This is a genomic window from Sulfitobacter sp. SH24, assembly GCF_965641895.1.
Lineage (GTDB): Bacteria > Pseudomonadota > Alphaproteobacteria > Rhodobacterales > Rhodobacteraceae > Sulfitobacter > Sulfitobacter dubius.
On record NZ_OZ282575.1, the window covers coordinates 1,646,362 to 1,669,826 of the forward strand.

25 protein-coding genes and 1 tRNA gene are annotated in these 23,465 nt (G+C 61.2%); 7 read left to right on the top strand and 19 right to left on the bottom strand.

The window, feature by feature from the left end; all coding sequences use genetic code 11:
* Positions 1–6: 6 nt before the first annotated feature.
* The 8 genes from ACSQ16_RS10670 to ACSQ16_RS10705 form a co-directional block, all read right to left on the bottom strand.
* On the bottom strand, positions 7–1,083 hold the full coding sequence (locus tag ACSQ16_RS10670; RefSeq protein ID WP_243263171.1) for a 2'-deoxycytidine 5'-triphosphate deaminase: 1,077 nt from the start codon (positions 1,081–1,083) through the stop codon (positions 7–9).
* Between the two features lie 78 nt (positions 1,084–1,161).
* Positions 1,162–1,238, bottom strand: a tRNA-Pro gene (locus tag ACSQ16_RS10675).
* 67 nt (positions 1,239–1,305) lie between these two features.
* The gene (locus ACSQ16_RS10680) at positions 1,306–2,286 is read right to left on the bottom strand and encodes a MerR family transcriptional regulator (protein WP_243260628.1); all 981 of its coding nucleotides are present in this window, start codon (positions 2,284–2,286) and stop codon (positions 1,306–1,308) included.
* Positions 2,287–2,289: 3 nt separating this feature from the next.
* Positions 2,290–2,592 (bottom strand): integration host factor subunit alpha, encoded by a 303-nt coding sequence (gene ihfA, locus ACSQ16_RS10685; RefSeq protein ID WP_067265868.1) that lies wholly within the window; start codon positions 2,590–2,592, stop codon positions 2,290–2,292.
* Between the two features lie 109 nt (positions 2,593–2,701).
* Complete coding sequence (locus tag ACSQ16_RS10690) at positions 2,702–3,673, bottom strand: beta-ketoacyl-ACP synthase III (protein WP_243260626.1); 972 nt, start codon at positions 3,671–3,673, stop codon at positions 2,702–2,704.
* Complete coding sequence (plsX, locus tag ACSQ16_RS10695) at positions 3,670–4,746, bottom strand: phosphate acyltransferase PlsX (protein WP_243260625.1); 1,077 nt, start codon at positions 4,744–4,746, stop codon at positions 3,670–3,672. The genes ACSQ16_RS10690 and plsX overlap by 4 nt, the downstream gene beginning before the upstream one ends.
* A gap of 50 nt (positions 4,747–4,796) precedes the next feature.
* Entirely contained in the window at positions 4,797–5,003 is a 207-nt protein-coding gene (gene rpmF / locus ACSQ16_RS10700) for a 50S ribosomal protein L32 (RefSeq protein WP_093741388.1), read from the bottom strand.
* A gap of 201 nt (positions 5,004–5,204) precedes the next feature.
* The gene (locus tag ACSQ16_RS10705) at positions 5,205–5,756 is read right to left on the bottom strand and encodes a YceD family protein (protein ID WP_317406189.1); all 552 of its coding nucleotides are present in this window, start codon (positions 5,754–5,756) and stop codon (positions 5,205–5,207) included.
* A 90-nt stretch (positions 5,757–5,846) separates the two neighbouring features.
* Between ACSQ16_RS10705 and ACSQ16_RS10710 the strand changes: the two genes are divergently transcribed.
* The 3 genes from ACSQ16_RS10710 to ACSQ16_RS10720 all read left to right on the top strand — a co-directional run bounded on the left by ACSQ16_RS10710 (position 5,847) and on the right by ACSQ16_RS10720 (position 8,987).
* Positions 5,847–6,311, top strand: a complete 465-nt coding sequence (locus ACSQ16_RS10710; RefSeq protein ID WP_243260621.1) for an outer membrane protein assembly factor BamE — start codon at positions 5,847–5,849, stop codon at positions 6,309–6,311.
* A gap of 70 nt (positions 6,312–6,381) precedes the next feature.
* On the top strand, positions 6,382–7,104 hold the full coding sequence (locus ACSQ16_RS10715) for a GNAT family N-acetyltransferase (protein ID WP_317406190.1): 723 nt from the start codon (positions 6,382–6,384) through the stop codon (positions 7,102–7,104).
* A gap of 71 nt (positions 7,105–7,175) precedes the next feature.
* On the top strand, positions 7,176–8,987 hold the full coding sequence (locus tag ACSQ16_RS10720; RefSeq protein WP_243260619.1) for an ABC-F family ATP-binding cassette domain-containing protein: 1,812 nt from the start codon (positions 7,176–7,178) through the stop codon (positions 8,985–8,987).
* On the opposite strand, the gene ACSQ16_RS10725 is transcribed toward ACSQ16_RS10720, so the two are convergent.
* From ACSQ16_RS10725 to tyrS, 3 genes are all read right to left on the bottom strand, one after another.
* Positions 8,984–9,595: a hypothetical protein gene (locus ACSQ16_RS10725; RefSeq protein ID WP_243260617.1), complete on the bottom strand. Its 612-nt coding sequence runs from the start codon at positions 9,593–9,595 to the stop codon at positions 8,984–8,986. The genes ACSQ16_RS10720 and ACSQ16_RS10725 overlap by 4 nt on opposite strands.
* Positions 9,595–10,350 (bottom strand): 3-hydroxyacyl-CoA dehydrogenase, encoded by a 756-nt coding sequence (locus ACSQ16_RS10730; RefSeq protein WP_243260616.1) that lies wholly within the window; start codon positions 10,348–10,350, stop codon positions 9,595–9,597. The genes ACSQ16_RS10725 and ACSQ16_RS10730 overlap by 1 nt, the downstream gene beginning before the upstream one ends.
* Positions 10,351–10,478: 128 nt before the next feature.
* The gene (gene tyrS / locus ACSQ16_RS10735) at positions 10,479–11,729 is read right to left on the bottom strand and encodes a tyrosine--tRNA ligase (protein ID WP_243260614.1); all 1,251 of its coding nucleotides are present in this window, start codon (positions 11,727–11,729) and stop codon (positions 10,479–10,481) included.
* A 66-nt stretch (positions 11,730–11,795) separates the two neighbouring features.
* Between tyrS and ACSQ16_RS10740 the strand changes: the two genes are divergently transcribed.
* Positions 11,796–12,923 (top strand): anhydro-N-acetylmuramic acid kinase, encoded by a 1,128-nt coding sequence (locus ACSQ16_RS10740; RefSeq protein WP_243260612.1) that lies wholly within the window; start codon positions 11,796–11,798, stop codon positions 12,921–12,923.
* A 6-nt stretch (positions 12,924–12,929) separates the two neighbouring features.
* Here the strand turns inward: ACSQ16_RS10740 and ACSQ16_RS10745 are convergent, their stop codons facing one another.
* The 3 genes from ACSQ16_RS10745 to ACSQ16_RS10755 are packed head-to-tail and all read right to left on the bottom strand — an operon-like array spanning position 12,930 to position 15,685.
* On the bottom strand, positions 12,930–13,472 hold the full coding sequence (locus tag ACSQ16_RS10745; RefSeq protein WP_243260611.1) for a GNAT family N-acetyltransferase: 543 nt from the start codon (positions 13,470–13,472) through the stop codon (positions 12,930–12,932).
* Positions 13,472–14,749, bottom strand: a complete 1,278-nt coding sequence (gene eno / locus ACSQ16_RS10750; RefSeq protein WP_243260610.1) for a phosphopyruvate hydratase — start codon at positions 14,747–14,749, stop codon at positions 13,472–13,474. The genes ACSQ16_RS10745 and eno overlap by 1 nt, the downstream gene beginning before the upstream one ends.
* Before the next feature lie 33 nt (positions 14,750–14,782).
* Complete coding sequence (locus ACSQ16_RS10755; protein WP_093926103.1) at positions 14,783–15,685, bottom strand: DMT family transporter; 903 nt, start codon at positions 15,683–15,685, stop codon at positions 14,783–14,785.
* A gap of 129 nt (positions 15,686–15,814) precedes the next feature.
* Here ACSQ16_RS10755 and ACSQ16_RS10760 point away from each other — a divergent pair, with 129 nt between their 5' ends.
* Positions 15,815–16,876 (top strand): AbrB family transcriptional regulator, encoded by a 1,062-nt coding sequence (locus ACSQ16_RS10760; RefSeq protein ID WP_317406192.1) that lies wholly within the window; start codon positions 15,815–15,817, stop codon positions 16,874–16,876.
* Positions 16,877–16,883: 7 nt separating this feature from the next.
* Here ACSQ16_RS10760 and ACSQ16_RS10765 read toward each other — a convergent pair whose 3' ends face one another.
* Positions 16,884–17,582 (bottom strand): NYN domain-containing protein, encoded by a 699-nt coding sequence (locus tag ACSQ16_RS10765; protein WP_243260604.1) that lies wholly within the window; start codon positions 17,580–17,582, stop codon positions 16,884–16,886.
* Positions 17,579–17,998, bottom strand: coding sequence for a Fur family transcriptional regulator (locus ACSQ16_RS10770; RefSeq protein WP_067629018.1), 420 nt, complete (start codon positions 17,996–17,998; stop codon positions 17,579–17,581). Before ACSQ16_RS10770 ends, ACSQ16_RS10765 begins: the two co-directional genes overlap by 4 nt.
* 347 nt (positions 17,999–18,345) lie before the next feature.
* On the opposite strand from ACSQ16_RS10770, the gene ACSQ16_RS10775 reads away from it, so the two are divergent.
* Positions 18,346–19,659: a DEAD/DEAH box helicase gene (locus tag ACSQ16_RS10775; RefSeq protein ID WP_243260603.1), complete on the top strand. Its 1,314-nt coding sequence runs from the start codon at positions 18,346–18,348 to the stop codon at positions 19,657–19,659.
* A gap of 92 nt (positions 19,660–19,751) precedes the next feature.
* Entirely contained in the window at positions 19,752–20,639 is an 888-nt protein-coding gene (locus ACSQ16_RS10780) for a DMT family transporter (protein ID WP_243260601.1), read from the top strand.
* Between the two features lie 3 nt (positions 20,640–20,642).
* On the opposite strand, the gene ACSQ16_RS10785 is transcribed toward ACSQ16_RS10780, so the two are convergent.
* From ACSQ16_RS10785 to ACSQ16_RS10795, 3 genes are read right to left on the bottom strand one after another with little or no spacing between them, the layout of a single operon-like run.
* Positions 20,643–22,052, bottom strand: a complete 1,410-nt coding sequence (locus ACSQ16_RS10785) for a protein adenylyltransferase SelO (RefSeq protein WP_243260599.1) — start codon at positions 22,050–22,052, stop codon at positions 20,643–20,645.
* Positions 22,052–22,501: a GNAT family N-acetyltransferase gene (locus ACSQ16_RS10790; protein WP_243260598.1), complete on the bottom strand. Its 450-nt coding sequence runs from the start codon at positions 22,499–22,501 to the stop codon at positions 22,052–22,054. The genes ACSQ16_RS10785 and ACSQ16_RS10790 overlap by 1 nt, the downstream gene beginning before the upstream one ends.
* Positions 22,498–23,439: a nucleoside hydrolase gene (locus ACSQ16_RS10795; protein ID WP_243260596.1), complete on the bottom strand. Its 942-nt coding sequence runs from the start codon at positions 23,437–23,439 to the stop codon at positions 22,498–22,500. Before ACSQ16_RS10795 ends, ACSQ16_RS10790 begins: the two co-directional genes overlap by 4 nt.
* Between the last annotated feature and the right edge of the window lie 26 nt (positions 23,440–23,465).

Sequence of the window (23,465 nt, forward strand, 5' to 3'; positions counted from 1 at the left end):
GCGCCATCAGGCGGCGCGGAAGTGCTTCGACAGTTTCAGACCCTGACCTTGGTAATTCGATGCGATGTCAGCCCCGTAAAGCTGGCTGGGGATCTGGGCCATATGTTCATAGACCAAGCGACCCACAACCTGACCATGCTCCAGCACGAAAGGTGCCTCATGGCAGCGCACTTCCAGCACCCCGCGTGAACCTGCACCGCCCGCCTCGGCATGGCCAAAGCCGGGATCGAAGAAGCCCGCGTAATGCACACGGAATTCACCTACCATTGCTAAATAGGGCGCCATTTCAGCGGCATAGGCGGGAGGGATTGTCACGGCCTCGCGGCTGACGAGGATGTAGAAAGCACCGGGATCAAGGATGATCTGGCCATTGGTGCTGTGCACCTCTTCCCAGTAATCCGCCGGTGCGTAATGGCCGATTTTTTCCAGATCAATCACCCCGGTATGCGGCTTGGCGCGATAACCGACAAGGCTGGTGCCGGGCAGGCGCAGATCGACGGAAAAGCCCAAGCCTTCGTCGATCACGGCTGTGCCATCTACCAAGGGGGTTTTATCATGCAGCGTGCGCAAGGCGTCATCATCCAGCGTCGCGTCGCCGCTGCCGAAGCGGATCTGGTTCAACCGCATGCCGGGGCGCACAAGCACGGAAAAGGAGCGGGGACAGATCTCGGCATAGAGCGGGCCGGTATAGCCCGGCGCGATCCGGTCAAACTCGGTCCCGCCGTCTGTGATGGTGCGTGTTAAAAGATCGAGCCGTCCGGTGGAGCTTTTAGCATTAGCGACCGCAGAGACATCTTCAGACAGCGCGAGTGTTTCCATCAAAGGCACGACATAGACACAGCCTTTTTCCAACACGGCCCCATCGCTAAGGTCCACGCGGTGCATCTCGAACTCTGCCAGACGATCCGCAACCTTGGCCCCTTGCCCGGCAAGGAAGGATGCCCGTACGCGATAGGCGACGTTGCCGAGGCGCAGATCAAGGCTGGCAGGCTGGATCTGGGCAGCGGTGACCGCCGGATCAGCGGCAATGGCACCGCTTTCGATCATCGCTGAAATCTGCTGGTTGGGGAGCACCCCGTTCATCGCATTGGGCATCAAGCGGGGCCTTTCAAATGACAAACGCCCGCGCGTTACCGGCGCGGGCGTTTTGTTGTAGTCGGTTGGTCGGGCTAGCAGGACTCGAACCTGCGACCTTCCGTCCCCCAGACGGACGCGCTACCAGGCTGCGCCATAGCCCGACTACGTGGGCTTCATACCCGATCTCGCAGGGGGTGCAAGAGGGAATTGCCGATCTTTTCATTGCGATCAGTAATTACTTTCAAAGCCGGGTTCAGCGGCCATCCGCGCGCGCAACTCTGCCAGATCCAGCAGCAGACCGGCCACGAGCGGCTGCACATCGCGGGGCAGGTAATGCACACGGCTCGCCACACTCAACAGACCCGGACGGGCTGGAAATTCAGCCTCGGGAGTGAAGTCCGGCAGGTCGATGATCGCGGGTCTGGGCGTATCGTCAAACTCTTCGATTCCCGGCTCAGTGGGCGCTTCATCTGCAGGGGATACAGGTTCCACATCGGTCGGCGCTTCGGGTTCAGACGCGAGGGGGCGTTTTAGGAAGTCGGGCAGGCTGGCATTTGCCGCGGCCTGCGTCTCGGGATCGGCTGGGGTCTCTTCGACTTCGGGGCCGACGGTTGGATCCAGCTGCGGCGCGTCGGGTGTGGTGCTGTCCGACGGTGCCAACGGATCAGGCGTCGCGCGCGGGTGATCATCGGCAGGTGGCACAGGAGAGGGGGGCGTGGGCTCTGCGGGGGTGACCTGCGGCGCGCTTTGTGGTGTGGGAACGGGCGAAGCAGCGGGCGTATTGTCAGCCGATTTCGCTTCTGCAGTTTGCTTATCCGAACCAGCAGCGTCCGGCGCTTCAGCCTTCGTGCTGCCAAAGCTCAAAACCACACCGGTTTCCGGGCGGATTATGTCCGGTTTGGGGGCGGACCGAGGCTCCAGAAAGTCCAACTCATCCAGCGGTGCGGAGAGGGAGGACACATGAGTCATCCCTTCTTCGCGCAGGATCTTTTGGACACCTTTGATGGTCAGCCCATCATCATGGAGAAGCTTTTTGATCCCCCCCAACAGCAGCATATCCGCCGGACGGTAGTAACGCCGTCCGCCAGCCCGTTTGATGGGCTTTACCTGCGTGAACTTGCTCTCCCAGAACCGCAGAACGTGGGCCTGGATGCCGAGCCAGTCAGCGACTTCGGAGATGGTGCGAAAAGCGTCCGGCGATTTGACCATGGGTCAGGACTTGTTGCCTTCGGCAACGCGGTCTTTCATCAGATGCGAAGGGCGGAAGGTCAGCACACGGCGCGGGTTGATCGGAACCTCTTCGCCAGTCTTCGGATTGCGCCCCACGCGGGCGGTCTTGTCGCGCACCGAGAATGTGCCGAAGGAAGAGATTTTAACCTGTTCCCCGTCGACCAAAGCGTCGGACATATGCTCAAGCACTGCTTCGACCAGTTGAGCGCTCTCATTACGAGAAAGACCGACTTCACGAAATACAGCTTCACTTAAATCCATGCGCGTCAATGTCTTGTTCGGCATTATATCCCCCATGCTTTTCAATAGCATATGCTGCTGCGATTTTTAGAGTCAACATCAATGCCCGGATCGCGGGCATTTGAGCGGAGATTTTCTGCGTTAGCTCAGTAGCTTACCAGCGCAGGACGACAGAACCCCACGCCAGACCACCGCCAATAGCTTCGGTAACGATCAGGTCGCCTTGTTTGATTTGGCCCCGCTCACGCCCCACGGACAGCGCCAACGGGATCGAAGCCGCCGAGGTGTTGCCGTGGTCTTGAACGGTAACAACCACGCGCTCCATCGGCAGGTTCAGCTTTTTCGCTGTGCCCTGAATGATGCGGATATTGGCCTGATGCGGCACGATCCAGTCAACATTTTCGGCAACGACACCGGCCCGCTCCATCGAAGTATTCGCCGTCGCCGCCAGTTTTTCAACCGCGTGGCGGAAGACCTGATTGCCTTGCATGCGCAGATAGCCGGTGGTGCCTGTGGATACTCCGCCATCGACATAGAGCAGGTCGCGGTAACGGCCATCTGAGTTTAGATCGGTCGCAAGAATGCCGCGATCCTCAGGGCTGTCGGTGCCATCCTGTGCTTCGAGCAGCAGCGCACCTGCGCCATCACCGAAAAGCACGCAGGTCGAACGATCTGTCCAATCCATGATGCGGCTAAAGGTTTCTGCTCCGATTACCAACACGCGACGGGCTTGGCCCGACACGATCAGTGCGTTGGCATTGGCAAGCGCATAGACGAACCCCGCGCAAACCGCTTGCACGTCAAAGGCAAAGCCACTGGTCATACCCAATTCGGCCTGCACCATCGTTGCGGCAGAGGGGAAGGTAAGATCAGGCGTTGAGGTGGCGACGACAATCGCATCCACGTCGGATGCCTCGCGGCCCGCATCCTCAAGCGCCTTGCGTGCGGCTGCGCTGGCCATGGAGGATGTATTCTCGCCCTCAGCGGCGAAATGGCGGCGTTCGATGCCAGAGCGCGAGCGGATCCACTCGTCATTCGTGTCGAGGGTCGCTTCAAATTCGGCATTTTCCACGACACGGGCGGGCAGGTAGTGGCCACAGCCAGTGACAACGGCGCGCAGGCTCATTTGACGGACTCCTCGGCAGGCAGCGTCGCGGCGACGCGGGCGGCCAGCTTGTCATTGAATTTATTCTGCGACAACTGGGCCGCAAGTTTGATCGCCGCAGAGATGCCTGTGGCATCCGCTGAGCCGTGGGATTTCACAACCGTACCGTTCAGACCCAGAAAGACGCCCCCGTTTACACGGCGGGGATCAATCTTTTTGCTGAGGCGGCGCAGCGAGGTATAGGCCAGAAGCGACGCAAGCCGTGACATAGGCGAATATTTGAACGCTTCGCGCAGGCGGTTGCCGATCATGCTGGCGGTGCCTTCGCCGGTTTTGATCGCCACGTTTCCGGTGAACCCGTCGGTCACGATCACATCCGCGCGGTTACCCGAAATGTCGCCACCCTCAACAAAGCCTACAAATTCAAAGCCCGTGGCATCGCCTTGGGCGCGAATCAGATCATAGGCTTCTTTAAGCTCAGTGCGGCCTTTATGTTCTTCTGTACCGACATTCAGCAACCCAACACGCGGGCGCTCTAGGTCCATACCGTTGCGGGCATAGGAGGTGCCCATCAAAGCAAAGCGCAACAAATCATCGGCGTCGGCGCGCACATCGGCGCCTACGTCGAGCATCACGTTAAAGCCCTGAGGATTGGAAGACGGGTAGAGCACGGCAATCGCGGGGCGATTCACGCCCGGCAATTTCCGCAGCCGTATCATCGACATCGCCATCAGCGCGCCGGTGTTCCCGCATGAGACAGCCACGGCGGCTTCTCCGCTGCGCACGGACTCGATAGCGGACCACATGGAACTGGCCTTGCCGGTGCGTACAACTTGGCTGGGTTTGTCGTCCATCGTGACGACATCCGTTGCGTGGCGAACCTCACAACGACCAGCCAAATCGCTGCGCTTGGCGATCAGCGGCTCAAGCTGGTCACGGGGACCATGCAAGATAAAGCCGATGTCTGGATTGGCCCCCGCAGAAAGCGCACACCCGGCAACAACTGCTGCCGGGCCTTCGTCACCCCCCATCGCGTCAACCGAGATCAGGGTGTGTCCGGCTTTCGCGTTGGGGTGATCGGGCTGTGCCGTCATCGGTGCGAATGCCTCACTGCCATTGAAAAAACCTTAGGAACAACGCGAGCTTAGGCTGCGTCGTCTTCCAGGTCTACTTCTTCGGTCAGGGCGACAACTTCGGTGTCGTCATAGTGGCCGCATGCGGCGCAGATGTGGTGTGGGCGCTTCAGCTCACCACAGTTCGAACATTCGTTCGGGTTCGCTGCTGTGAGCGAATCGTGTGCGCGGCGGTTGTTGCGGCGCGATTTGGATACTTTATTCTGTTGGACAGCCATGTCTGGTGCCTTTGCCTTCGGGGTTGCTGACCTGCATGAGGCATGCCGCAACCGTGTTTCAATTCGGACCCCGTTTCGGGCGTGACGACGCTTTAGGGCCGCAGCCGCGCAATGTCCAACCTTAATTGGGGTGAGGGCGGCAAAATAACGCGAATGCGCGGCGATGCAACCCGTAATTTTCGCGGTATTCCGCCTGTTTTATTAGGTTTCGCCTTTCTTTAACGCGTCGCGCAGGGCTCCGAGTCCGGCAAAGGGGCGTGCATCTTCGTCGGTCATTGGCTTCTGGCCCGGTTCCGCATGGACCATCTGGCCCAGTTCAACATCGCCCTTGCGAGGGTATTCAGGCACTTCCAGTGCCAGCGCTTCGATCATGATCTGCGCGGGGTCGATCCATTGTCCTAGCGGCTCGGTCGTGTCATCTTCGGGCATTTCGACCTCTTCCTCATCGGGAAGTTCGAAATCATGGACAAAACGGCGGATGATATTGACGTCGATACGTGTGGTTACTGGCTGCAGCGTCACAACGCAGGGCTGAACCACTGTGGCGCCCAAGGTGCCCTCGAGTTGCCAGTCTTGCTTGCCCAGAGGTTTGATGCTGCCCGAGAAGCTGAGTTTGCGCAGAGCGGATAGCTCCAATTCCTCAGCGATTTGCGATAATGCCTCCGCATCGGGGCGCAGCGCAAAGCCGTTTGGCTCCGTCTGAGACAGGTCAGCGACCCGTAGAGCGGTTGGCGTAGGTGATTTGCGCGACATGAGATATGACTTTCGTTTCTTGTACACTTGGGGTGCCTTAGTGTATGCGAAATAAAAGCCATAATCCGTCAGGGCAAGAGGGCAGACCAAATGCGCAATACGAAACAGACCGGCAAGACACGCCTCCGGATCGCAGGTATGGGCCTTGCGCTGCTTCTGACAGCCTGCAGCCCGCAGTATCAGAACCACGGTTATGTTCCGCCACAAGATCAGCTTGAGCAGATCGTCGTCGGCAGCGACACCAAAGAAACCGTCGCTCAAAAGATCGGTGTGCCCACCGCTTCGGGTGTTTTGAGCGATGATAGTTACTACTACGTTAAGATGCGCCAGCGCGCTTTGGGTTTCATGGCCCCGAAAGAGATCGACCGCGAAGTGGTCACCGTGAGCTTCAACGAAGCGGGCGTCGTGGCAAATGTCGAACGCTTCGGGCTAGAGCGCGGGCAAGTGGTGCCTTTGTCGCGCCGAGTGACGACATCGCCAGTGGCTGACAATACGTTCCTGCGTCAGCTTTTGGGCAACCTTGGCCGTTTTAGCCCGACGGCATTCGGCAGCTAAATCCATCCTTGAAAGCCCCGGCGGTCAACCGGCGGGGCAGGGCTGTAGGTAACCGAAGGCGACATCGCAGATGACCCAAGCGTCACCGGGCCGATATCTGACGCGCGAAGCCTTATCGTCAGTCGATATAACCCGCGCGCAGATGCTGCGCGCCCGGTGCTTCCAGAGAGGCACCCAGCCCGACATCGATGCTTTCGATGCAAGCGCGCGACATTTTCTGGTAGAGGATCGTGCCAGCGGCACTTTGGTCTGTTGCTTTCGCCTGACCCTATTTCGCGGCGCGACACTGGCGCGAAGCTATGCCGCGCAGTTTTATGACCTTTCCAACTTAGAAAAGGTCGACGGCGCGCTGCTTGAACTGGGCCGCTTTTGCGTGCACCCCGACTGGCAAGATCCCGACATTCAGCGCCTCGCTTGGGGGCGGCTGGCACATGAGGTCGACCGCAACAATGTGACGGTTCTGTTTGGCTGCTCTTCCTTCACAGGAACCGACCCGACGGTGTACCGGGATGCCTTTGCCCGTTTGAAAGAACAGCATCTGGCCCCGGCAGAGTGGCGGCCCGGACTCAAAGCCGATCAGTACTACCCTTTTGCCCGCGACACGCAAACTGCCGATTCCCGACGCGCGCGCCAGCAGACCCCGCCGCTGCTGCGCAGCTATCTTTCCATGGGCGGCTGGGTCAGCGATCACGCGGTGATCGACCGGGAGATGAACACGCTGCATGTCTTTACCGGGCTCGAGATCGCGGCGATCCCGCCGAACCGCGCGCGGCTCCTGCGCGCCTTGGCCTAAAGCGCGCGAAAGCACGGCGCCCAACCTCAAGGGACATTGACCTTACCCGCGCCGAGAGATAGCTGGCGGGCATGGCACGCGCACCCCTTTTACAACTCACCGACATTTCGCTGACCTTTGGCGGCGATCCTGTTTTCGAAGACCTTTCACTGGTGGTTCAGACCGGCGACCGGCTGGCCTTGGTTGGCCGCAATGGCTCGGGCAAATCCACGCTGATGAAGGTGATGGCCGGACTTGTTGAGCCCGACAGCGGGGCGGTTATTGCCGGTCCCGGCGTGTCGGTTGGCTATATGGAGCAGGAGCCGGATCTGTCGGGCTTCGAGACGCTTGGCGATTTCGCGGCGCATGGCCTTGATCCGGGCGAGATGTACAAGGTCGAACGCGCGGGCGAGGGGCTGAAGTTCGATCCCGCACGCCCCGTCGCCACCGCTTCGGGCGGTGAACGCCGCCGCGCGGCGCTGGCGCGGCTGATGGCCGAAGAGCCCGAGCTGATGCTGCTGGATGAGCCGACCAACCACCTTGATATCGAAGCCATCGCTTGGCTTGAAGCTGAACTCAAAAGCACCCGCACCGCCTTTGTCATCATCAGCCACGACCGCGCCTTCCTGCGCAATCTGACCCGCGCCACCCTCTGGATCGACCGCGGCGCCGTGCGCCGTCAAGAGATCGGTTTTGAGGGGTTTGAAGCATGGCGCGATCAGATCTGGGAAGAAGAGGACATGCAGCGCCACAAGCTTAACCGCAAGATCAAGGCCGAAGCGCGTTGGGCGGTTGAGGGCATCTCGGCCCGGCGCAAGCGCAACCAAGGCCGCGTGCGCGCCTTGCAAGACCTGAGGGCCGAACGCTCAGCCCAGATCACCCGTCAAGGGACCGCCGCGATGGCGCTGGAAGCCGGGCCAAAGTCAGGGCGCAAAGTGATCGAAGCGACAGGCGTGGCTAAGAAGTTCGGCGACAAACAGATCCTGCGCGACTTTTCGATCACTGTGCAACGCGGCGACCGCATTGCGCTGGTGGGACCGAATGGGGTGGGCAAGACCACGCTGCTTAACATGATGATCGGGAAAGAGCAGCCCGACACCGGCGAGATCAAGCTCGGCACCAATCTGGAACTCGCGCTTTTCGATCAGGCACGTGCGCAGCTTGATGGCAATATGACGCTTTGGGAAAGCCTGACCGGCGATCCTGACATGCGCGTCTCGGGCAAGGCCGATCAGGTGCTGGTGCGCGGACAGCCGAAACATGTGGTGGGCTACCTAAAAGAGTTTCTCTTTGACGAAGCACAGGCCCGCGCGCCGGTCCGCTCGCTCTCGGGCGGGGAAAAGGCCCGGCTGTTGCTGGCCAAGATTATGGCGCGATCCTCGAACCTTTTGGTGCTCGACGAGCCGACCAACGATCTGGATGTCGAAACCCTCGACCTCATGCAGGAGCTTCTCAGCACCTATGACGGCACCGTGCTGCTGGTCAGCCACGACCGCGACTTCCTCGACCGGGTGGCCGCCACCACCATCGCCATGGAGGGCGACGGGCGTGCCACGGTCTATGCGGGCGGTTGGAGCGATTATCTGGCGCAGCGCGGGCAGGACGATTTTTCGGACAGCGTGGTAAAGTCCAAACCCGGCAAGGCCGAGCCGAAGGCGGAGAAAAAACAATCCGCCTCGGGTCTGAGCTTTACCGAAAAGCACCGGCTTGAAGCGCTGCCGGGTGAGATCGAGCGCCTTGAGGCGGAAATCGGCAAGCTCGAAGAACTGCTCAGCGACGCGGAATTGTTCACCCGCGAGCCGGTGAAGTTCCAAAAAGCCACCGATGCGCTGGTTCAGAGGCACGAAAAGCTCCAGAACGCTGAAGAAGAGTGGATGGCGCTTGAAGAGAAGGCGCAGGGTTAATCGACTGAGTCCTTCAGGGCGATCTGCGGCCGGTATCCGGCGCGAAAAGCCGCAACGCTACTGGGCGGGGTAAGCAAGGTGACATGTCCGCAAGGGCGCGGTTTTGCCGAACCGTAGCCTGAAGGGGCATAGGGGTAAAAGGCGTCACCAAAAAGCACCCCGCAGCGCCCCTCATGATCTAAGATGAAGCTCCCTGTCGGCAGGTCACGCGCCTCCACCTCTGCATGGCGGCGCTGCTGAAACACGCGCGGTACGGCGCGTTCGGCGTGCAGCTGACGGTCTAGGGCGGCAGCAGGCCCTGGCACATCGCAGCAGGCCCGAAACAGCCGATAATCAGCACTCCGGCATTCGGCGCAGGGTCGGTGCCCGGCGGCAAAGGCCACGGCCTCATCGAAAAAGAAAAGCTCGGTATAGTGGCGTGGGGCCATGAGGCGACGCTGACGCCCCTTGAAGCTCAGCACACAACACACCCAGTTCTGATGCGCCCATCGGCGTTTCGGGTGCAGGCCGCCTTCATCGTGCAGGATACCGCGGTTGCCCATGAAGCCACCTCGCGCGGGGTGGGCGATGATCTCTCCATCCGGCTGAACGCGGTTCTGCAGCGGCATCACCGCATCCTGAGCGCCCCGTCGAGGCGGATCACTTCGCCGTTGAGATAGCCCATCTCTACGATGAACCCGGCCAATCGCCCGTATTCCGACGGATCGCCGAGGCGGGCAGGGTTGGGCACATCCTTAGCCAATTCAGCCTGAACCTCTTCCGGCAGACCAGCCAACATCGGCGTTTTGAAAATGCCCGGCGCGATGGTCATGACGCGGATACCGTCTTTGGCTAAATCCCGCGCCATGGGCAGGGTCATGCCAACGATCCCGGCTTTGGACGCGGCATAGGCGGCTTGGCCCTTTTGCCCATCGAAAGCGGCGATGGAGGCAGTGTTGATGATCACCCCGCGCGCGCCGTCGTCTTCGGGGCTGTTCTTGGCCATGGCGACCGCCGCGAGCCGTGCCACGTTGAAACTGCCGACAAGGTTGATGTCGACCGTGCGCTGAAAGGCATCCAATGGATGCGGGCCGTCGCGGCCTGTGGTCTTGATGCCAAGGGCGATCCCGGCGCAGTTCACCGCTGCTGTGATCCAGCCCATTTTATCGGCGGCGTAGTCTACCGCCGCCTGAACTGAGCTTTCATCCGTCACATCGGTCAGAATGAAATGGCCACCGATTTCCTTGGCCACAGATTCGCCCCGGGCGGCGTCACGATCCAGCAGGGTGACCTGCGCCCCCTGCGACGCAAAATAGCGCGCCGTGGCTTCGCCAAGCCCCGATGCGCCTCCGGTGATGATGGCGGCTGTGCTGTCTAGTTTCATGATGGCTCCCCCCGATATGAACGCTTGTTCAGTTCAACACGAAGTTCCGCCCCATGCAAGCCATGCTTGCCCGGACCGAGATGGAGAAGGAGCAGGCCGGGGGCCGTAAGGCAGCCCCCGTTGAGACTTTAGCCGATCTGCACCAGCGCGTGGCGTTTCTTGCCCGCGCTCAGCTTGATCGGAGAGGACAGCGCACCAGCATCAAGCATCATGCCCGCATCTGTCAGCGGCTGATCATCAATCCGCGCACCATTCTCGGCAATCAGGCGCTTGGCCTCTTTGCCGGACCCAGCAAGGCCCGATTTCACCAGCAGTTGCACGATAGAGACGCCGTCGCCCACATCCGCCGCCGAGAGGGTCAGGGTAGGCAGATCGTCGCCAACGCCGCCTTTTTCAAAGACTTCGCGCGCCGTGGCTTCGGCGTTGCGCGCTGCTTCTTCGCCGTGCAGCAGGCCGGTGACCTCGTTGGCCAGACGCACCTTTGCCTCGTTGATCTCGGACCCGGCGAGCGCGCCCAGACGGTCGCATTCATCGACCGGCAGCTCGGTGTAGAGCTTGAGGAAACGGCCCACATCGGCATCGGTGCAATTGCGCCAGAACTGCCAGAACTCATAAGGCGAAAGCATATCGCCGTTCAGCCAGACCGCGCCGCCTGCCGATTTGCCCATCTTCTTGCCGTCGCTGGTGGTCAGCAGCGGTGAGGTCAGGCCGTAGACTTCGCCGTCGATCACGCGGCGCGTCAGGTCGATCCCATTGACGATGTTGCCCCATTGGTCGCTGCCGCCCATCTGCAGGATACAACCGTAGCGACGGTGAAGCTCCATAAAGTCATAGGCTTGGAGAATCATGTAGTTGAACTCGAGGAACGACAGCGATTGCTCCCGGTCCAACCGTGATTTCACGCTTTCAAAGCTTAGCATCCGATTGATCGAGAAATGCCGCCCGATGTCGCGCAGGAAATCGAGGTAGTTCAACTCATCCAGCCACTCGGCGTTGTTCAGCATCAGGGCACCTGTCTCGCCCTCGCCGTAATCGAGGTATTGGGCAAAGACCTGACGGATGCCTTCGACATTGTCGTCAATCGCTTCGGGCGTCAGCAGGGGGCGTTCATCCGACCGGAACGATGGATCGCCCACCTTTGTCGTGCCGCCGCCCATCAGGGTAATCGGCTTGCCGCCGCATTTCTGCAACCAACGCAGCATCATGATATTGACCAGATGCCCCACGTGCAGCGATTTGGCTGTGGCGTCATAGCCCACATAGGCAGGAGCGGCACCTTTCATCAGGGCGTCGTCCAATCCCTGATAATCGGTGCAATCGGCCAGAAAGCCGCGCTGCATCATCGTGTGGATGAACTCCGATTTGGGATGGTATGTCATGGTGACTTGCCTCAAAACTGTATTGCGGGGCAATCTATATGCGCACGAGCGGCAAAGGAAAAGGCCATGAATAGGGCCATGCACAGGCAACATGTCGGAACCGGTGTGGTGACGGCTCTGGGAATGATGTCGGGCACCTCTTTGGATGGGGTGGACGCCGCGATTTTGCGTACCGATGGGCATGACATCACCAGCTTTGGCCGCAGCGCCTATCGCAGCTATTCGGCAGAAGAGCGTCGGGTGATCGCCGCCGGATTCGGGAAATGGCACGGGGCCGAGGTCGAGGCGGCAGCCCAAGCGGTCGAGGCCGCGCATCTGGCGCTGTTGGATGATCTGTTAAAAGATGAACCCGGGGTCGAGCTCGTCGGCTTCCACGGCCAGACCCTTGCCCATGCGCCGCGGATGCAGGGCACGCTGCAAGTGGGCGACGGGGCGCTGTTAGCGCGCACCATCAACTTGCCCGTTGTCTGGGATTTTCGCAGCGCCGATGTGGAACTGGGCGGAGAGGGCGCGCCTTTGGCCCCGTTCTTTCACCATGCCTGCGCCCGTTTTGCAGGGCGGGAGGGCCCGGTGGCTTTCTTGAACCTTGGCGGCGTGGGCAACCTCACTTGGGTCGATCCGCGAGTCGCACGGCCAGAGGAAGAAGGCGCGCTGCTGGCTTTCGATACCGGTCCGGCAAATGCGCCGATCAACGACCTGATGCAAGCCCGCCTTGGCCAAGACTTTGACGAAGGTGGCAAGCTGGCCGCGCGGGGCAGGGTGGAGCATGGCGCGTTGGAGCTATTCCTTGCCGAGCCATACTTCGCACGCATGCCGCCAAAATCACTCGACCGGAATGATTTTGCTGAAATGGTGGCACTGGTGGGCGAACTGTCCGACGCCGATGCCTGTGCCACCTTAACCGCCATGTGCGCCGCTGGCGTGGCCGAGGCGATGCAGCACTGCCCAGCCCCGCCCGAGCGGGTCTATGTGACCGGGGGCGGGCGCCATAATCCGGTGCTGATGCGGATGCTGGATGTTAGCCTTGATTGCCCTGTCGCTCCGGTGGAAGAGATCGGGTTGGATGGCGACATGCTGGAGGCGCAGGCTTTTGCCTATCTCGCCGTGCGCGTGGCGCGTGGCCTGCCGACTTCATGCCCCGGCACCACTGGCGTGCGTGCAGCAGTGGGTGGCGGTACTGTCAGCCGGGTATAGCCGCGTTCAGACAGATCCGGCGCTTGCCGGTATGTCGGTCAGCGGCAACTCATAAAAGCAGATCGCGTCGCGTGTGAACTCAGGCATCGGTTGGTAGGCACCGCGCTCAATGAATCCCAATGATGTATAAAGCGCGCGGGCAGGGGCAAAGGCGATGGAGGTGTCGAGATAGACCTTCGCAAACCCGTCCTCCCGCGCCTGGTCGATCAGCCTTTGGCAGATCGCGCGGCCCGCGCCGGTCCCACGGGCAGCATCCGTCACAAAGACGCGCTTGATCTCACTCTCGGTATTGCTCAGCGCATGGGACATGCCGCAGCCCAAAGGAATGCCGTCACGCTCGGCCAGCAGAATGATCCCACGCGGACGGGCGTGTTCCTCGGCCAGACGGTCCATCAGGGCGCTGTATTTGTCGTGGGGGTAGAATGTCTCAACAATCCGCCGCTCGGTCGGGGCGAAGTTGTACAGAAAGTCGCGGTAGGCCCAGCAAAGATCAACCACCGCCGCGAGGTCCGCAGCGGTGGTGACAGGGCGAATGGCGATTTCAGACATCAGCCGCGCAGGATCGAGCGGCCCGCGTATTGTGCGGTCTCGCCCAGCATTTCCTCAATACGGATCAGCTGGTTGTACTTCGCCAGTCTGTCGGAACGCGCCAGCGAGCCGGTTTTGATCTGACCGCAGTTGGTCGCCACGGCGAGGTCTGCGATGGTGGCATCCTCAGTCTCACCCGAGCGGTGCGACATGACGTTGGTGTACCCCGCGCGATGCGCGATATCGACAGCCTTGAGCGTCTCGGTCAGCGTGCCGATCTGGTTGACCTTCACCAGCATGGAGTTGGCGCAGCCGCGCTTGATGCCGTCGGACAGACGCGCGGGATTGGTGACGAAGAGATCATCGCCAACCAGTTGCACCTTGCCGCCCAAGACATCTGTCAGTGCCTTCCAGCCGTCCCAGTCATCCTCGGCCATGCCGTCTTCGATGGAGATGATGGGATAGTCGTTCACGAGGGCAGCCAGATAGTCGGCGTTCTCTTCGCTCGACAGGGTCTTGCCCTCACCGGAGAGGACATATTTGCCGTCTTTGTAGTATTCCGTCGCCGCGCAATCGAGGGCGAGGTACATGTCTTCGCCGGGCTTGTAGCCCGCTTTTTCGATGGACTTCAGGATGAAATCAAGCGCGTCGCGCGACGAGCTGATGTTGGGGGCAAAGCCACCTTCGTCGCCGATCCCGGTCGACAGGCCCGCGGCGGAAAGCTCTTTCTTGAGCGTGTGGAACACCTCGGCCCCCATGCGCACGGCTTCGCGGATGTTTTCCGCGGCGACCGGCATGATCATGAATTCCTGTATGTCGATCGGGTTGTCGGCATGTTCGCCGCCGTTGATGATGTTCATCATCGGTACGGGCAGAACGCGGGCGGTGGTGCCGCCGATATAGCGGTAAAGCGGCTGTGTGCAGTAATCCGCAGCGGCTTTGGCAGCGGCCATCGACACACTCAGAATGGCGTTCGCGCCCAAGCGAGATTTGTTCTCGGTGCCGTCGAGTTCGATCATCATCTCGTCGATTTCGACCTGCTCGGTCGCATCAATGCCCACCAGCGCTTCCGCGATCTCGCCATTCACGGCGGCACAGGCTTCCAACACACCTTTGCCCATGTAGCGAGACTTGTCGCCATCGCGGCGCTCATTCGCTTCATAGGCGCCAGTGGATGCGCCGGAAGGAACCGCCGCACGGCCCATTGTGCCGTCTTCGAGGATTACGTCGACTTCGACGGTCGGGTTGCCCCGGCTGTCGAGGATTTCGCGGGCGTGGATGTCGATGATCGTGCTCATGGGCTTTGTCCTCATGTTCGGGTTTGCAGCGGTTTACCCCGGCAGGCCCGGCTTGGAAAGACCGCGGCGGGGCCGGGGGGTGATTTTGCGTTCGCGCAGCAGGGTATAGACCCCCGAGGCGATGATGATTGCGGCCCCAACCAGCGTCAGTGTGTCGGGAGTTTCTTTAAAGACCAAGATCCCGGCAACCAGCGCGAATAGCATCCGCATGTAGCGAAACGGCGTGACGAAGCTGACTTCGCCCACGCGCATGGCGGCCACGATGGCGTAATAGGCCATCACACCGATCACCATCGCCGCGGTAAGATAAATCACCTCGGCACCGCCCGGCATCACGGCGGGGGTGCCAGCGGCGGCCATCAGGATCAACCCTGCCGGGACCAGCACGATAAAGGCAAGAAAGCTAAGCTGCATGGAACTGATGCTTTTGGGAACCTTGCGCGTCGCAAGATCACGCAGGGCAAGACCGATGACTCCAGCGACAGCAAAGAGCGACAGCGCGTTGAACCCTTCCAACCCTGGGCGCACGATCAGCAGCACGCCAAGAAAGCCTACAACAATCGCGCTCCAACGGCGCCAGCCGACGGGTTCACCCAGAAACAGTGCGGCCCCAAGGGTCACGGCCAGCGGCGTGGCCTGAAGGATGGCAGAGGCCGAGGAGAGCGGCGTCAAAACAATGGCGGTCACGAAACACAGGGTGCCAAGCACCTCACCCACGGCGCGCAGCAGGATCGGCCCGGTGAGCATATCCGCAGAGAACAACCGCCGCCCCTGAATGCGCAGGATCACGGCAAAGATCGCCCCGCCGCCCGCGCCCAACAGCGCGATGATCTGCCCCACGGGGAGGGCGTCGCTCGTCAGTTTGACGAACATGTCTTCGATGGCGAAACCGGCCATGGCCAGAACCATCAGCATCGCGCCGCGCAGATTGTCCATGATCACGTCCCTCCATCCGTGGAATTGCCAGTCGCCCATGAACCTTTTGCGACGAAAGGGCAAGGGTGCGCGATGCGCGCCATGCGTGTGACACTGGCGCCCGCTCTACCGGGGTGCTAGCCCTACCGCATGAGATGGCCGATCCCTTCGCTCGCCCCGCGCGATACTGTGCTGACCCTTGCGACCGGGGGCTTTGGCGCGCTGCTGTTCTGGTGGCTCAATGCGCCTGTCTATATGCTGCTGGGGCCGGTGATCGCGGTGAGTGGTCTGGGGCTGGCCGGTCTGCGCACGGCAGTCGACCCGCGGCTGCGGGATGCTTGTTTCGTGGTTTTGGGCATCGCTGTTGGCGCGGGTTTTAACCAAGATGCGGTCAACGCCATGGTGCGCTGGCCGCTGGCCTTTGTCTTTATGACCCTGGTGATCTGGGGCATCATGGCCGTCTGCCGCTGGATGCTGGCGCGATATTTCGGGTTTGACGCGCGCTCAGCGCTTTTGGCTTCGGCACCGGGGCATCTTAGTTTTGTGATGGCGATTGCCAGCGACAGCGGCTCTGACGTGCCGCGGATTTCGATCACCCAGTCGGTTCGCCTTTTGGCACTGACGATCGTCGTGCCTTTTGCCGCTTTGCTGATGGGCGTCGACATGACCGGCAATATTGCCCCGGCGGGCGCGGGGATGGGGGTGCTTTCAATCTTTGTGATGATCTTTGCGGCCGTGCTTGTGGGGCTGATCTTTGCCCGGCTTTCGGTGCCCGCGCCGCTTTTGATGGGGGCGATGGTGGTCTCTGCCATCGCGCATCTGACCAAGTTGGAGACCGGGGTACTGCCGGGTTGGCTGACCCTTATCGCCTATCTGGTGCTGGGCTGTCTGATCGGCACGCGGTTTTCGGGCATCACGCCCGCGCGGTTTGTCAGCGGCCTTGGCGCGGGGCTTGCGATTACCGGCGTGGCCGTCGGGCTGGCGGGGTTGGGCGCGGTGCCGGTGGCTTGGGCGCTTGGCATGCCGCTGGGCCATGTGTTGGTGGCCTTCGCGCCCGGTGGGCTTGAGACGATGATCGCGCTTGGCGCGGTGCTGGCGGTGGTGCCGGGGTTTGTCGCTGCCTGTCACATCATGCGGCTGGTGGTGCTGAGCGTTCTATTGCCCGCCATGCTGTCGCGGGTGGCGAAGCAAAAACAGCGCGCCGCCGAGTGATTCCGTCCTAGCTTTTCAAGCGGACCATGAGCCGGTTGCCATCTTTGCGCGTCTCCAAGGCTTTGAGGTCAGCTGCCAAGGCGCTCAGCTTGCCATGGCCATATGTCCGGCTGTCGAAATCCGGATGCGCTGCCTGAATCGTCTGGCCAATCTGGCCGAGATTGTACCAATCGTCTTCGGTGTCAATCTTGTCCATCGCCGATTTGAACAGGGGCAGGGCGTCGGCCACCTTGGCGCTGGCGCGTGACGTGGTGTCCGGCTCGGCTCCGTCGAGGTTTTCGATCAGGATGAAACGGTTGTAGACGTTGCGCAGCGAATCGTGAGTCTTCTTCTCGCCGATGCCGATCACCGTCACCCCATCTTCGCGCAGGCGGTTCACCAGCGCGGTGAAGTCACTGTCGGAGGAGACGATCACGATGATATCGAAGCGGCGGCTGTGCAGGATGTCCATCGCCTGAATGACCAGACCAATGTCGCTGGCGTTCTTGCCCTTGGTGTTCGCGGTTTCCTGATGGGCCACCAAGCCCAACTCACGGATCGGCGCCTTCCAACCCTTGAGGTGGTCATTCGACCAATCGCCATAGACGCGGCGCAGGGCGGGCTCTCCGATGGTTGTGACCTCCCGCATGATGGCTGCGGCATGTTTGGCCGGGACATTGTCGGCGTCGATCAACACGGCCAGAAGCGGGCGGTCTCGGTCGGTCATGGGTCATCCTTTTTAATAGGCACACCGTAAAGTTCCATCCGGTGCCCCTGCAGTTTGTACCCCAATTTACGCGCGATACGTTCCTGAAGCTCTTCGATTTCGGCGTCGACGAATTCGATCACCTCACCTGAGTTCACATCGATTAGATGGTCGTGATGTTCGCGCTGCGCATCTTCATAGCGCGCCCGGCCATCGCCGAACTCCAACTTGTCGAGGATGCCTGCCTCTTCGAACAGTTTCACCGTGCGGTAGACCGTGGCGATAGAGATGCCGCTGTCGATCTCAGTGGCGCGGGCCAGCAATTCCTCGGCATCGGGATGATCGTCGCTGTCGTGGATCACCTGCGCGATGACCCGGCGTTGACCTGTCATGCGCAGGCCCATGGCCTCGCACCGTTTGATAATCGGGTTGCGCATCGTTTCGCCCTTCGTCCGTCGGACCACGTACCTAGCATTCTAGCGCGGCCAGACGCCACCGCAATTGAACCCTGCCGGTTGACTTTTGCCCGCGCGCGGCCCATGTGGGGGTCAAGCGAAGCCTTCTGCCGCGTGAGCAGTATCAGCGCCAAGTCCCATAAGGGGCCTCTGGGACGCTGACGACAAGGCCCGCCGATGTTCCCAAAATCACGCGTGGGGCCAAGCGCGACAGACGGGTGTGAGGCATGTGGCCTGCGCCCGCGATCTGGCTTGCGCGACCCCGTGGCGCCTGAAATGGGCGCGGCGACTAAGGATGGCGCGCGCTCTGCGTGCCGGAAAGTGAACGAATGAGCGATTTTGACATGATGGGCCTGCCAAAGAACTTGGTGGCCCGCTTGAATGAAATGGGTCTGAAAGATCCAACCCCGATCCAACGCCAAGCAATCCCCCAAGCCATGAATGGCCGCGACGTGATGGGCCTTGCCCAGACCGGCACCGGCAAGACAGCGGCCTTTGGTGTGCCGCTTATCGCACAGATGATGGAGCTTGAAGGCCGTCCCGCGCCACGCTCCGTGCGCGGCCTTGTCTTGGCCCCAACACGCGAGCTGGCCCAACAGATCGCCGTGAACCTGCGCGGCTATGCCGAAGGCACGCCGATCAAAGTGGCGATGGTTGTCGGAGGCCAGTCGATCAATACGCAGATCAAGCGTCTGGAACGCGGTGTTGATCTGTTAATTGCCACGCCGGGCCGTCTGCTCGACCTGCTCGACCGCCGCGCGGTCAAGCTCGACACGACGACCTTCCTCGTGCTCGACGAAGCCGACCAGATGCTCGACATGGGCTTCATCCATGACCTGCGCAAAATCTCGAACCTGATCCCAAAAGAGCGTCAGACGATGCTGTTCTCGGCGACCATGCCCAAGCTGATGAACGAGATCGCCAACAGCTATCTCAACAGCCCGATCCGCATCGAGGTCTCACCTCCGGGCAAGGCGGCGGACAAGGTGACGCAAGAGGTTCACTTCATCGCGAAGGCCGAGAAGACAGAGTTGCTGAAGGAACTGCTGGCCAAGCACAAGGGCGAGCGGGCGTTGGTCTTTGGCCGCACGAAACACGGCTCGGAAAAGCTGATGAAGACGCTGGTGAAGGCCGGGTTTGACGCCGCTTCGATCCATGGCAACAAAAGCCAAGGCCAGCGTGACCGGGCGATTGCGGGCTTTAAAGGTGGCGAGATCACTGTGCTGGTGGCCACCGATGTGGCGGCGCGGGGTTTGGACATTCCGGATGTGAAACACGTCTACAACTTCGACCTGCCGAACGTGCCCGACAACTATGTGCACCGCATTGGCCGGACCGCGCGCGCGGGCAAAGACGGCGCTGCCGTGGCCTTCTGCGCACCGGATGAGATGGGCGAATTGAAGGCCATTCAGAAGACTATGGGGATTTCGATCCCGGTGGCCTCGGGCCGTCCTTGGGAAGTGATCGATGAGCCGTCCAAACCCAAGGGCCGTGGCCGTGGGCGTGGTGGCCGACCCGGTGGCGGCGGTGGTCGTCCCGGTGGTGGTGGCGGCGGGGGCGAAGGCGCTGGAAAACCAAGTGGCGGTCGCCGTCGGCGGCGCGGCGGTGGCGGCGGCAAGCCGGGCGGCCAGCAGGCAGCCTAAGCCGACACTTAGCAATTAAACGATCCAATGGCGCGCTGTGAAAACCACGGCGCGCCATTGACTTATCCGGGCCGGATGGCGCTTCTGGCGGAATGGAACGCAAATTGCACATCGATGGTTTTGGCGCTGTGGCCTTGGTGCTCTTTGCGCTAAATTTGGGCTTTAACCAAGTTGTAATCAAAGTAAGCACCGGTGGGTTCAATCCTGTCTTTCTGGCCGGATTGCGGTCTCTCGGTGCTGTGTTTTTACTGCTGATCTGGATGCGGCTTCGGGACGTGAGCCTATCGCTTCCGCGCTCTGCGCTGATGGGCGGGCTGGCAGCTGGGGCTTTCTTCACGCTTGAGTTTGTCTGCCTCTTCCTTGCGCTCGATCTGACCACGGTCAGCCGTGCGTCGATCTTGCTCTATTCCATGCCTGTCTGGCTTGGGATAGCGGCCCATCTGTGGCTGCCCGGCGAGCGCCTGAGCAGGGCGCGCCTGTTGGGCATGGGGCTGGCCATGGGCGGCGTGGCACTAGCGCTGAGCGATGGCGGGGCCGAGGGGGCGAGCTGGCTTGGCGATCTACTGGCCCTGCTTGCGGCGCTTTGCTGGGCTGGCATTGCGCTTTGCGTTCGGATCACACCGCTGTCAAAAGTACCGCCCGCGCAGCAGCTGATGATGCAACTGATCATCTCGGCCCCGGTGCTTTTGCTGCTTGCGCCGCTCTTTGGCCCCTTGCTGCGCGAGGTCGAGCCGGTGCATCTGGCAAGTCTCGCCTATCAGATCATCGCGGTGGCGAGCTTTGGGTTTCTAGCGTGGTTTTGGCTGCTAACCGTCTATCCTGCAGCCTCGGTGGCGTCCTTCAGCTTCCTCTCGCCCGTCTTTGCGGTGCTCTTGGGTTGGCTGATCCTGTCGGAGAAGATCGGGCTTACCGTTTGGCTCGCCCTGCTGCTGGTCGCGGCAGGGATTTACCTGATCAACCGCAAACCCCGAGCGCGCTAGGGGTCAGGTACCGCAAAAGGTCGCGGGCACAATCTCATCTTCGGTCGGCGGGCGCTGCAACTCTGGGTTGGTCTCTTCAAAGGGCGAAGATAGCGCCTTCATTAACCGCTCAAACGGGGCCATGTCGCCTGCGACGGCGGCTTCGATCATCTGCTCAATCCGGTGGTTTCGCGGGATCACGGCAGGGTTTGCCGATTGCATGACCGCCTGCGGGTCTGGCTCATCCTCAATCCGGGCGCGCCAGCTTTCCGCCCATATATCAAAGGCGTCACGGTTGGTGAACTGATCACGTGCTTGATCGGTGCCCAGAGCGCGGAATGTGTTGGTGAAATCCGCGCCGTCCGTTTGCATCAGGCTCAGCAGTTCATTGATCAGATCAACATCTTCGGGGCGGGGGGTGGAAATTCCGACCTTGGCCGCGAAACGGCGCAGCCATGCGGCTTCGATCAACTCGGGCATGTCATGAACGATTTCGGTGGCGTCTTCGACGGCGGTCTCTTTGTCGTCCATCTGTTGCAAAAGCGAGGTCGCCAGTTGCGCCATGTTCCACACAACGATCTGCGGCTGATTGCCGTAGGCATAGCGGCCCTGCCGGTCGATAGAACTGAACACACGGCCCTGATGAAACGCATCCATAAAGGCGCATGGGCCATAGTCGATCGTCTCGCCCGAAATGCTGCAATTGTCGGTGTTCATCACCCCGTGAATAAAGCCGAAGGACATCCACTGCGCCACCAGTTCCGCCTGCGCAGCACAGACCGCGCGCAGAAGGCCAAGCGGACCCTTTGCATCGGGATAATGCCGCGCGATGGCATAGTCGGTGAGGGCTTTGAGCGCCTCCGTCTCACCGCGATGGGCAAAGACCTGAAAGGTGCCGACGCGCAGATGGCTTGCGGCGACGCGGGTGACGATGGCGCCGGGCAGGGGGCCGCTTTCGCGCAGGATCGGCTCCCCGGTGGCAACGGCGGCGAGGGCACGGGTGGTCGGCACGCCGAGCGCATGCATCGCCTCGCTGATCAGGTATTCGCGCAGCACCGGCCCAACCCATGCGCGGCCATCGCCCATACGCGAATAGGGCGTAGGGCCGGAACCTTTGAGCTGAATGTCACGGCGCTTGCCGACGCTGTCGATGACCTCACCCAGCAGGATCGCACGGCCATCGCCAAGCTGCGGGTTGAAATTGCCGAACTGATGCCCGGCGTAAAGCTGCGCCAAGGGTGCCGCCCCTTCGGGCACCGCATTGCCGCCGAAAACCTGCTCGCGGGTCTCTGCATCGCCCCCTTCGATCCCCAGCAATGCCGCCAGATCAGCGTTCCAAGCCAAGAGCTTGGGCTCTTTTACCGGCGTCGGGTCGAGCCGGGTAAAGAACCCCTCAGGCAGGATGGCATAGCTGTTATCGAAGGGAATACGCATCACAGTTTCCGAGACATAAGCATATAATCCTCGCGGGGGCGGAAGCCCGCGCGGGTGTAGACTTTGAGCGCCGCCTTATTGGTGCGGTCAACTTCGAGATGTATGGCCTTCAACCCGCCCGCAGCCAGCGCGCGCGGCAGAGCGATCAGCGTCTCTGAAGCGATCCCGCGTCCCCGCACGCCGGGACGGACGTAGATTTCATCAATGATGGCGTCCAGCCCGCCGAATTCAACAGACCAGCCGAAACAAATCACCACATAGCCAATCGGCGCACGGGGTGGGCCGATCAGATAGGCGGCGCCATGGGGGATCCCCTCCAGCAGCGGCGCAAGCCCGTTGCGGCGCTGCTCATCAGTCATCTCAATGCCCGCTTCGGCGTGAAAGGCAGTGACCAGCCCGACCAATTTATCAAGATGCTCAGGCGCGCCGAGGGTGAGATGTGCGCTCATAGACGTGCCAGCCTTTCGGTGAGCAGCGCAAAGAACCCGTCGGCGTCAAGGTCGCCTACAAAAACTGCGTTGGGCGCGCGGTCGGTCACGCCCCACCAGTCGGCCACGGTCATGCCCATGGTCAGTTCTGACTGGGTTTCGATCTCGACGTTGATGTGGCGACCTTTGAACAGGTCTGGATTTATCAGATAGGCGGTGACGCAAGGGTCATGCAACGGCGCGCCTTCGGAGCCGTATTTCTCTTTATCGAACCGCTCGAAGAAATCGGTCATCTCGGCCACGGCGACGCCTACCGGCGTGCCAAGCGCGCGGAAGGCGTCATTGCGCGGTTTGGTGACCAGCGCCTTGTGCGTCACATCGAGCGGCATCACGACGATGGGGATGCCGGATTTAAAAACGATATCAGCGGCATGCGGGTCGACATAAATGTTGAACTCCGCCGTGGGGGTGATGTTGCCCCCCTCGAAATAGCCGCCGCCCATCAGCACGATCTCTTGCACCTTCTCGGCGATATCGGGCGCCTTTTGCAGGGCGGTTGCGATATTGGTGAGCGGGCCTAAGGGGCAGAGGGTCACGCTGCCTGCGGGATGGGCACGGACCTGTTCGATGATGAAATCGACGCCATGGCCCTCGGTCAGCGGCATGGTGGGGTCGGGCAGGTCGGGACCATCAAGGCCGGTCTTGCCGTGCACATGTTCTGCCGTCACCAAGTCACGGCCCAACGGGCGGTCGCAACCGGCAAAGACCTTTATATCCCGGTGCCCCGCCAATTCGCAGACGATGCGGGCGTTTTTCGAGGTGAGATCCAGCGGCACGTTGCCCGCGACACAGGTGATGCCCAGCACATCGATCTCTTCGGGGCTGGCCAGCGCAAGGAGGATCGCGACGGCGTCGTCCTGTCCGGGGTCGGTGTCGATAATGATTTTGCGCGGGGTCATGGGCTTACTTTCGTCAAATTGCTTGG